We start from the raw sequence: 995 nt of genomic DNA on the forward strand, positions 1-995 counted from the left end.
CCTTTCGATATGTAATTTGTCGTTGTCATCTAGTTTTTTAAACCAACGATCTTGTTGGAAACGACCAGAAGCTACAAATTCATAGACTGTACTTGGAAAACCAGCATTAAAGCTGTTCAAAGTTTGCGGCACATAGCCGATTTGTAATTTTTGACCCGAGTCATTGGTTTTAGAAATTGTAGCGGACCCTTGATCAGGTGATAAAAGGCCAAGTATATTGCGTAATAAAGTTGATTTGGCGGCGCCATTTTCCCCGGTGAGGATGACAAATTCACCCTGGTCTACGGTAAAGGAAATGTCGTTTAATACGGGTTCGTTATCCCATGAAAAGCCTAAATTTTTCACCTCAATGTAGTGCATGGTATCCCTCCTTTTCTTAGTGGTTAAACTATTTATTGAACGCCTTCGGCTAAACTTTCAAGATTGGCTTTTATAATAGCGATAAAGCCGTTTCCGTCAGCTGGATATTGACTAGTGTCAACACTCTCCATTGACTGCAATTCACCTACTGTACCGCCCACTTCTGACGCGATAGTGGTCGCAATTTCAGTAGCACCACCAGCTTGACCGTAGATGATAGAAATATTGTTTTCTTCCATATAAGAAACGATTTCTGCAATACGTTTAGGCGATGGCTCAGCTGACTCCGTCACACCTGTAACTGCTGCTTGGTGTAGACCGTAGCGGTTTGCTAGGTAACCAAAAGCTGCGTGTTGGGTAAGGAAAGTTTTAGTTTCTGCTGATTCAAATAGGCTGGCGTATTCATCATGAACGGCCATCATATCGCTAGCAAATTGTCCCGCGTTTTCTTGGTAAGTTTCAGCGTTATCAGGATCTGCTTCCGTTAATGCATTGGCAATTGTCTGTGCTTCAGTGACCGCATTGACAGGATCTAACCAAGTGTGTGGGTCCGTCTCGTGACTGTGGCCCTCGTGGTCGTGGTCTTCATCGGTTTCAGCATCAGTGTCCTCATCTGTATGTTCTTCTTCAGAATG

Annotated in this window: 2 protein-coding genes; both read right to left on the reverse strand. The window is 43.4% G+C overall.

The window, feature by feature from the left end:
- On the reverse strand, positions 1–360 hold a 360-nt coding region (locus ACRCJ0_RS15320), incomplete at its 3' end, for an ATP-binding cassette domain-containing protein (RefSeq protein WP_431391060.1).
- A gap of 32 nt (positions 361–392) precedes the next feature.
- Positions 393–995: metal ABC transporter solute-binding protein, Zn/Mn family (locus ACRCJ0_RS15325; RefSeq protein ID WP_431391061.1), on the reverse strand; the 603-nt coding region annotated here is incomplete at its 5' end.

This window comes from Aerococcus sp. L_32, assembly GCF_050689315.1.